The 8,835-nt window shown below is 70.7% G+C and carries 7 protein-coding genes; 5 read left to right on the top strand and 2 right to left on the bottom strand.

The features are described from left to right. A partial coding sequence (locus JNL41_RS02485; protein WP_293472689.1) for a hypothetical protein occupies positions 1-421 on the bottom strand: 421 nt, incomplete at its 3' end. 52 nt (positions 422-473) lie between these two features. On the opposite strand from JNL41_RS02485, the gene JNL41_RS02480 reads away from it, so the two are divergent. The 3 genes from JNL41_RS02480 (at position 474) to JNL41_RS02470 (ending at position 5,516) form a co-directional block, all read left to right on the top strand. Beyond that, on the top strand, positions 474-941 hold the full coding sequence (locus JNL41_RS02480) for a PaaI family thioesterase (RefSeq protein WP_293472688.1): 468 nt from the start codon (positions 474-476) through the stop codon (positions 939-941). A 96-nt stretch (positions 942-1,037) separates the two neighbouring features. Then, positions 1,038-2,033: an MsnO8 family LLM class oxidoreductase gene (locus JNL41_RS02475; RefSeq protein ID WP_293472687.1), complete on the top strand. Its 996-nt coding sequence runs from the start codon at positions 1,038-1,040 to the stop codon at positions 2,031-2,033. 174 nt (positions 2,034-2,207) lie between these two features. Beyond that, a complete protein-coding gene (locus JNL41_RS02470) occupies positions 2,208-5,516 on the top strand; it encodes a S8 family serine peptidase (protein WP_293472686.1) in 3,309 nt (1,102 codons plus the stop codon). Between the two features lie 32 nt (positions 5,517-5,548). Here JNL41_RS02470 and JNL41_RS02465 read toward each other — a convergent pair whose 3' ends face one another. After that, positions 5,549-6,838 (bottom strand): nucleoside transporter C-terminal domain-containing protein, encoded by a 1,290-nt coding sequence (locus JNL41_RS02465; RefSeq protein WP_293472685.1) that lies wholly within the window; start codon positions 6,836-6,838, stop codon positions 5,549-5,551. 270 nt (positions 6,839-7,108) lie between these two features. Here JNL41_RS02465 and JNL41_RS02460 point away from each other — a divergent pair, with 270 nt between their 5' ends. After that, positions 7,109-8,251, top strand: a complete 1,143-nt coding sequence (locus JNL41_RS02460) for an ABC transporter permease (RefSeq protein WP_293472684.1) — start codon at positions 7,109-7,111, stop codon at positions 8,249-8,251. After that, positions 8,248-8,835, top strand: a 588-nt coding sequence (locus JNL41_RS02455) for an ABC transporter ATP-binding protein (protein ID WP_293472683.1), incomplete at its 3' end; no start/stop codon positions are given. The genes JNL41_RS02460 and JNL41_RS02455, both read left to right, overlap by 4 nt.

The following is an 8,835-nucleotide window of genomic DNA, read 5'->3' as shown; positions in this document are numbered from 1 at the left end:
GGAAGCCCACCGCGGCATCCGAGTCGATGGCGACGATCGCGCAAAGGTCGCCGACGAGAGGCCGGCTGAGCTGCGCGTCGTCGCCGTTGAAAAGATAAGTCTCTGGACGCACGAGCACCCGCAGCGCGTCAGCCGCCGCCGTAGTGGATCGTCCATCAACCGCAGCGGCGAGTTGTCCGACGTGAACGTCCAGGTCCGCTGGCGACTGGCAGTAGAACTGGTGAAGGCGAGCGCAGTTCAACGTCGCCGCTTCGACGTCGCCCGAAAGCCTCACAAGCAACGTCTCGTCGCCTTCGCGTTCGATCACCGCGTCGGGATGGAGAGCCCGAACCTTGGAGGCGACGCGTTCTCGAAAGGCGAAGAGGTCCAGCAGCTTCCCGCCTCGCCCGAACCCCAACAGCCCGAGCAAACCCTTTCCCATCGGCGTCCCTCATGCCAAGAGCGCCAGCCTAGGCGGTTCGGAGAGGCGTGCAATGGACGGCGGCGAGGTTCTGGAGAACACCTACATCTCGAAACTCACCACCGTCACGGACGGCGAGTGGGCGGGCTGGCAGTGCTATCCGGGCGGCGATCCGTTCGAGGACCTGGCGGGCCCGTTCTACTACAAGGTCGAGGCCGACGGGCAGAAGGTCTGCGCCTTCCGGGCCGAGCACAAGCACATGAACGGCGGCCTCTTCATGCATGGCGGCTGCGTGATGACCTTCGCCGACTTCAGCCTGTTCGTGATCGCGCGCGACGCGATCGACGGCAGCCGGACGGTCACCGCCACCTTCAACTGCGAGCTGGTCGGCACGGCGCGGATCGGCGAACTGGTGGAGTGCCGCGGCGAGGTGGTGAAGGCCGGCCGCAGCATGGTCTTCGTCCGTGGGATCATCAGCGCGCCGGGCGGCCCGGTGGCGGCCTTCTCGTCGGTGCTGAAGAAGACGACCGTGCGCGGCTAGGTCCGGCATGGCGCCCCGCCCCCTCACGCCCGACGGCATCGCCGCGGTCCTGCGCCCGGAGCGCTGGACCCGCGGGCGGTGGATGGAGCCCGGCCGATGACCCTCCTTTCCGTGCTGGACCTGTCGCCGGTGACCGGCGAGGCGACGCAGGCGCAGGCCGTGCGCGAGACGATCGAGGTGGCCAGGGCCGCCGAGCGGCTGGGCTACCACCGCCTGTGGCTGGCCGAGCACCACAACATCGCCGGCCTGGGCTCGCCGAACCCGGAGATCCTGATCGCGGCGATCAGCCAGGTGACCTCGACCATCCGCCTGGGCTCGGGCGGGGTGATGCTGGTCAACTACTCGCCGCTGAAGGTGGCCGAGACCTTCATGGAGCTGGAGGCTCTGGCGCCGGGCCGCATCGACCTGGGCGTGGGCCGCGCCCTGGGCGCCGACGGCCGGACCGGCGGGGCGCTGCGCTCGGTCGGGTCCGAGGCCTTCCCCCGCTACTTCCAGCTTCTGGCGGCGTGGCTGCTGGACGCCAGCGGGAAGGTCCCGATCCCCGAGGGCCACCCGATCCACGACATCAGGGCCAACCCGTCCGGCCCGTCGCACCCCGACGTCTTCGTGCTCTGCACCTCGGAGGAAAGCGCCACCTTCGCCGGCATGATGGGCGTGAGCATGGTCTTCGCGGAATTCATCGCCCGCGCCGAGGGCGGTCCGGCGATCGCAGCCTACCGCAGGGCGTTCCAGCCGTCCGAGTTCCGTCGCGAGCCCTGGGCCGGGACGGCGGTGGTGGCCTACGCGGCCGAGACCGAGGAGGCCGGCTGGCGCGGCGACGCGGTGCGGCGCGCGGCGACCGTCTCGATGCTGTCGGGCCATCGCCGGCGGTTCGCCGACGTCGAGGGCGCCGAGGCGTTCCTGGCGGAGTGGAAGGGCTCGCCGCTGCTGGCCGACGTCGAGGGCCGCACGATCGCCGGCAGCGGAGAGGCGGTGCGCGCGCGGCTCGAGGCCAAGGCGCAGGCCAGCGGCGCGCAGGAGGTGTTCGTCATGGCCACCGGCCCGTCGCTGGAGGAACGGATCGCCTCGCTGGCCCTGATCGCGCCCCGCTGAGCACGGGCGCCTGCGTCTCGCGCCAGGGGAGAATCCGCTCGCCGATCGGGCGGAAGCGGTCATAGTCGGCGCCGCCACATGGGGCTGGCGGGGCACAACGGGCGCGGCCGACGCGGGGCCGACAGTCCCGGGCGTCCATTGGTCCTGAGGCGTGAGTAGCCCGAGGACGTCCAGGTGCCCGCGATCGACAACACCTTCCAGAGCTACGCCGTGCGGCCGGGGACGGTGCTGATCACGCTGGAGTCGGGCGCGGACATCGCGGCCCTGAAGACGGCGCTGGGCGGACTGGCGGTCGTGGCGGGACCGGGCAATGGGGCGGCCGCCTCGGCGTTCCTGCGGCTGACCGTCAGCGCCGGGACGCAGATCGAGGACGCGATCCAGCAGATCTCGCAGATACCCGGCGTCAAGACCGCGCAGCCGGACTACGTGCTCAACACCTTCGACGACGGCGACGATGGCGGCGGCGGCGAAGGGGGCGGCGAAGGGGGCGGCGACGACGGGGGCGGCGATCCGGGCGGCGGCGGCGATGCGGACCCGATCCTCGGCGGCGACCCCGTGCCGTTCGGCGGGGGCCTCGACAAGGGCGGCGGCGACGACCCGGTCGTCCTGGACCCGCCGACCCTGGAGGTCACCGCCCAGGACGTCTCGAACGACCCGGTCTACACGGGCGGCCAGAGCTGGGGAATGTACGGCGACACCACCGCCAAGGCGAACGTCAACGGCAGCCAGGCCGGGGAGGCCTGGACGGCGGGCTACACCGGCTCCAGCAAGGTGGCCGTCGGGCTCGTCGACAGCGGCCTCGACTACACCCATCCCGACCTCTACCTGAACGTCTGGCTGAACCCGGGCGAGATCCCCGTCGCGCTGCGGGCCCTGCTGGTCGACACCGACAGCGACGGCCACATCGGCTTCCGCGACCTGAACGCCGCGGCCAACGCCGGCCAGGTCAGCGACCTGAACGCGAACGGCCGCATCGACGCCGGCGACCTGCTGGCCGACTCCCGCTGGGAGAACGGGCTGGACGAGGACGGCAACGGCTACACCGACGACCTGATCGGCTGGGACTTCATCAACAACGACAACGACCCGTTCGACGACGTCGGCCACGGGACGCATGTGGGCGGCATCATCGCCGCGCAAGGCGGCAACGGCGTCGGCGTGGCGGGCGTCACCTGGTCGACGCAACTGATCGTGGCCAAGTTCCTGGGGCCCGACGGCGGCTACACGTCGGACGCGATCCGGGCCCTGGACTACGTCACCGCGCTCAGCGCCGCGCCCGGCGCGAGTTCGATCGTGGCGACCAACAACAGTTGGGGCGGCGGCGGGGTCTCGCCCCTGCTCGGGGACGCCATCGGCCGCGGCGCGCAGGCGGACGTGCTGTTCATCGCCGCGGCCGGCAACGGCGGCGACGACCAGGTCGGCGACAACAACAACGTCGTGCCGAACTACCCGTCGAACTACGACACCGTCGCCATGGCCGGCTACGACGCCGTGATCGCGGTCGCCTCGATCACCTCGGCAGGCGCGCTCTCCAGCTTCTCCAACTATGGCGCGGCCACGGTCGACCTGGGGGCGCCGGGCACGAACATCAATTCGACGATCCCCGGCGGCTACGGCGCGAAAAGCGGCACGTCGATGGCGACGCCCTTCGTCACCGGCGCGGTGGCGATGTATGCGGCGCTGAACCCCGGCGCGAGCGCCGCGCAGATCCGCGCGGACCTGCTGGCCGCGACGACGCCGACGGCCTCGCTGGCGGGCAAGACGGTGACGGGCGGCCGCCTCGACGTCTCGGCGCTGATCTACGACATCTCGCCGGCCGGGGTGTCCGTCACCGGCACGGCGTCGGCCGACACCATCTCGCTCACGGCCGCGCCCGCGGGCCTGTCGAAGTCGAGCGTGTTCGACGACACCCTTTCGGGCGGCGCGGGCAACGACAAGCTGGACGGCGGCCCCGGCGTCGACCGCCTGGTCGGCGGCCAGGGCAACGACACCTACACCGCCGACGCCAGCGACACGATCGTCGAAGGTTCGAACGAAGGCGTCGACCTGGTCAACAGCGCCGGCAGCTACGTCCTGGGGGCCAATCTCGAGAAACTGACGCTGACCGGCGCGGCCGCCGTCAACGGCACGGGCAACGAGCTCGACAACACCCTCACCGGCAATTCGGCCGGCAACGTGCTGGACGGGCTGGCGGGCGCGGACACGCTTGTCGGCGGCGCGGGCGCCGACACGCTGATCGGCGGCCAGGGCAACGACAAGCTGACCGGAGGAACCGAGGCCGACTTCATGGCCGGCGGACAGGGCGACGACACCTACGACGTCGACAGCGCCGGCGATGTGGTGGTCGAGGCCGCGAACGAGGGCAACGACCTCGTCACCAGCGCGATCACCTACACGCTGGGCGCCAACCTCGAACGGCTGACGCTCTCGGGGACCGCGGCGATCAACGGCACGGGCAACACGCTCGCGAACACCCTGGCCGGCAACACCGCCGGCAACGTCCTCACCGGCGACCTCGGCGACGACACCCTCAACGGCAACGAGGGCGCCGACACCCTGCTGGGCGGCGAGGGGAACGACAGGCTGAACGGCGGGACCGGCGCCGACTCGATGGACGGCGGCCTGGGCGACGACGCCTACTACGTCGACGACGCAGGCGACGTGGCGAGCGAAGGCGCCGGCGGCGGCGGCAACGACATCGTCACCAGCACGTCGGCGACCTACACGCTGGGCGCCAACATCGAGCGGCTGACGCTGACCGGGACGACCAACATCAACGGGACCGGCAACGGCCTCGACAACGCCATCACCGGCAACACGGGCGCCAACGTGATCGACGGCGGCGACGGCGCCGACACGATCAGCGCCAACGCCGGGAACGACACGCTGCTGGGCGGGGCCGGCAACGACAAGCTGACGGGCGGCGCGGGCGCCGACCGGATGGAAGGCGGCGGCGGCGACGACACCTACTACGTCGACGACGTCGGCGACGTGGCCGTCGAGGGCCCGAACGCCGGGACCGACCTGGTGTCGAGCAGCGTCAGCTTCACGCTGGGCGACAACATCGAGAAGCTGACCCTCACGGGGACGGCCGCCGCAAACGGGAGCGGCAACACGCTCGGGAACACGCTCACCGGCAACGCCGCGGCGAACCGGCTCTCCGGACTGGACGGCGGCGACACGCTCAGCGGCGGCGCCGGCACCGACACGCTCGACGGCGGCGCGGGCGTCGACAAGCTGACCGGCGGCGCGGACCTCGACCGGTTCGTGTTCCAGAAGGGCCAGGCGGCCGGCGACACGATCACCGACTTCGCGGCCGGCGAGAAGCTGGAGCTGCACGGCTGGGGCGCAGGCTCGACCATCGCGAAGGTGACGGGCAGCCTGACCAACTGGATCATCACCGACGGCGTGACCGGGGCGACCGAGACCATCACGCTGTCGAACAAGTACAACCTGGTCGCCGGCGACTGGATCTTCAGTTAGCGGCGCGCCTCATCGGGTCGCCCGACGGCCCGTCACGACGCGAGCTGAGCCGCCGGGAGCAGGCCGACGATCGAGGCGGTGAGGCAGGTGGCGAGGAAGCCGGCCATCATCGCCTTCCAGACCATGCCGACGATCTCGTTGCGCCGCTCGGGCACCAGGACCGAGAACCCGGCGAGGTTGATCCCCACCGAGGCCACGTTGGCGAAGCCGCACAGCGCATAGGTCATCAGGACGCGCGAGCGCGGATCCATCGCATCGACGGGGATGCCGCCCATGGTGATGAAGGCGGTGAACTCGGTCAGCACCAGCTTCACGCCCAGCAGCGAGCCGGCGACGGGCGCGTCGTGCCACGGCACGCCGATGGCCCAGGCCAGCGGGGCGAAGATCACGCCGAGGCCGGCCTCGACCGAGAGCTTGTAGCCGACGAGGTCGCCGACCGAGCCCAGGATCTTGTTGAGCATGGCGACCAGGGCCACGAACACGATCAGGGTCGCGCCCACGTTCATGACGATCTGCAGGCCGTCGGTCGTGCCCTTGATCAGGGCGTCGATGGAGCTGTCGTACTTCTTGGCGGCCAGCGGATCGTAGGCCTGCGCCTCCTCGATGGCGGCGTCGCGGGGCACGATGATGCGGGCCAGCAGCACGCCGGCCGGGGCCGAGACGATCGAGGCGGTCAGCACATGGGCGGCGGCGCCCGGCAGCACGTCCTTCAGGATCGTGGCGTAGGCCACCATCGTCGAGCCCGAGACGCAGGCCATGCCGACGGTGATCAGCATGAACAGTTCCGAGCGCGAGAGGCTGGGCAGGTAGCTGCGGATGAAGATCGGCCCTTCCACCTGGCCCATGAAGACGGTGGCGGCGGTGGCCAGCGCCGGCGGGCCGCGCAGCCCCATGGTGCGCTCGAAGACGATCCCGAAGCCCTGGGTGATCCAGACCAGGATCTTCCAGTGCCACAGCAGCGCCGCCAGCGCGCAGACCACCAGGATCACCGGCAGCACGCGGAAGGCGAAGACGAACAGCGAGCCCGGGTCGGTCAGCGCGTAGGGCTGGTTCGGCGTGCCCGCCAGGAAGCCGAACACGAAGGCGACGCCCGCCTGGGTGGAAGTCGCCAGACCGTCGACGGCGACGCCGACCCCCTCCAGCCCGGCCCGCAGCGCCGGCAGGCCGAAGAGCGCCAGGACCAGCAGGCCCTGCACAGCCATCACGCCGATGGCGAGCTTCCAGGGAAACCGGCCGCGGTTCTCGGAGGCGGCCCAGCAGATCGCCAGGATGGCGGCGACGCCGACCAGACTCTGGGCGTTCTCCAGACCGAAGCCGAACATGCATCCCCCGATGCGTCGCCGAGTCAGCGGCTCAAGGGCAGCAATGCACGCCGAAAGCGCCCGGAGCGCAAGCGCCCCCCGCGCCGGGCGGCCGGTCACAGGTTACGAAGGTTTAATCGCCCCCGCCGCATCCGCCGCAAACCCCTCGCGCCTCTTAGGATCGAGCGCGGCTTGCAGGCGGCGGTCCGACCGGCCTTACGACGAATTAACTGGCTCGCGGACCCCGCCGACACGACACCCCACGCTCGAAGGTGAGGGCGGTTCGTCACGATGTCTCTGGCGCTGGCAACTCTGCTGTACGAATGGCGGCGCTACACCGCCGCCGTCGTCGCGCTCGCGTTCTCGGGCCTGCTGATCCTGGCCCAGGTCGGGATGTTCACCGGCATCGTCAGGGGCGTCACCGCCACGATCGACCGCAGCCGCGCCGACATCATGATCCTGCCGGCCAAGATGGAGAGCCTGATCAACGGCGGCAGCGGCGCCCTGCCCGCGCGCCTGCAGCCGCAGATCTACCTGAACCCCGAGGTGACCGAGGTCGCGGCCTGGGACAACGACGGCGGCCGCTGGGTGAACCAGCCGAAGGACGGCAAGAAGGCCGTCACCACCTACGTCAACGTCAACATGGTCGACACGCGCCCGGGCGCGGTGGCGCTGCCCGTCGACTATCCCGAGGCGACGCGGGTGGCGCTGCTCGAGCCCTATGCCGTGGCGATCGACGAGAGCCAGTTGGCGCGCCTGGGCGTGAAGCTGGGCGACTCCGCAACGCTGAACGGCAAGACGGTGCGGGTCCGCGCCATCCTCCACGGCTATCCCGACATCAACAACGCCTCGGTCACGGTCAGCCGCGACACGCTGCGTCTGCTCGGCATGCTGACCAAGAACGGCAAGACCGGCCCCCTGATGGTCCGCATCAAGGACCCGGCCCGCGCCGTGGCCGTCCGCGACCAGCTCAACGCCAGCGCCAAGGGCGCGTACCGCGCCTGGACCCGCCAGGAACTCGCCGACGCCAACGAGGGCGCGATCATGCAGGAGCAGATCATCGGCATGTTCGTGGGCTTCTCGGTGTTCCTCGCCTTCCTGATCGGCGTGGGCATCACCAGCCAGACCCTGCGCGGCGCGATCCTGAGTTCGATCAAGGAGTTCGCTTCGCTGCGGGCGCTGGGCGTCGGCATGGGCCCGCTGCGCGTCATCGTCATGGAGCTCTCGTGGTGGGTGGGCCTGGTGGGCCTCGCCGCGACGGCGGTCTTCACCTTCGGCGTCTACCTGCTGGCGAGCGGCAACGGGGTGCCGATGGGTTTCCCCGTGCCGTGGATCGTCGGCGTCTCCATCCTCCTGCTCATCATCTCGGCGGCGTCGGGCCTCCTGGCCCTCGGCGTCCTGAAGAAGAGCCAGCCCGCGGACCTGCTGAGATGAGTGCTTCGCAACAGGCGATCGCCGCCACCGGCGTCTACAAGCGCTTCAAGACCGGCCGCACCCACATCGAGGTGCTGAAGCGGGTCGACTTCGACGCCGACCACGGCGAGGTCACGATGGTCATGGGCCCCTCGGGCTCGGGCAAGTCGACCCTGGTCGCGGCGCTCTCGGGGCTGCTGAAGCCCGACGAGGGCAAGGTCACGTCGCTGGGCCAGGACATCTGGAGCCTGCGCTCGGGCAAGGCCGACCGCTTCCGCCTCGACCACTGCGGCTTCATCTTCCAGGGCTTCAACCTGTTCTCGGCGCTGACGGCACTGCAGCAGGTCGAGATCATCCTGAAGTACCAGGGCGTGCCCCGGCGCCAGGCCCGCGAGCGCGCCGCCAACGCGCTGATGGAAGTCGGCCTGGAGGCGCGCATGGGGCAGCGTCCCGCCGAGCTCTCCGGCGGCGAGAAGCAGCGCGTCGCCATCGCCCGGGCGCTCGCCAAGGACCCGCAACTGATCTTCGCCGACGAGCCCACCAGCGCGCTCGACAGCGAGAACGGCCAGGTGGTGATCAAGCTGCTCCACCGCGCCGCCAAGCAG

The organism is Phenylobacterium sp. (genome assembly GCF_016793285.1).
Classification (GTDB): Bacteria; Pseudomonadota; Alphaproteobacteria; order Caulobacterales; family Caulobacteraceae; genus Phenylobacterium.
The sequence above is the reverse complement of the archived record's forward strand: the minus strand, read 5'-3'. Positions and strand labels throughout refer to the sequence as shown.

Coding starts and splice junctions, on each gene's coding strand:
- JNL41_RS02460 (WP_293472684.1), top strand. CDS start 7,109: ATGTCTCTGGCGCTGGCAACTCTGCTGTACGAATGGCGGCGCTACACC.
- JNL41_RS02475 (WP_293472687.1), top strand. CDS start 1,038: ATGACCCTCCTTTCCGTGCTGGACCTGTCGCCGGTGACCGGCGAGGCG.
- JNL41_RS02480 (WP_293472688.1), top strand. CDS start 474: ATGGACGGCGGCGAGGTTCTGGAGAACACCTACATCTCGAAACTCACC.
- JNL41_RS02465 (WP_293472685.1), bottom strand. CDS start 6,838: ATGTTCGGCTTCGGTCTGGAGAACGCCCAGAGTCTGGTCGGCGTCGCC.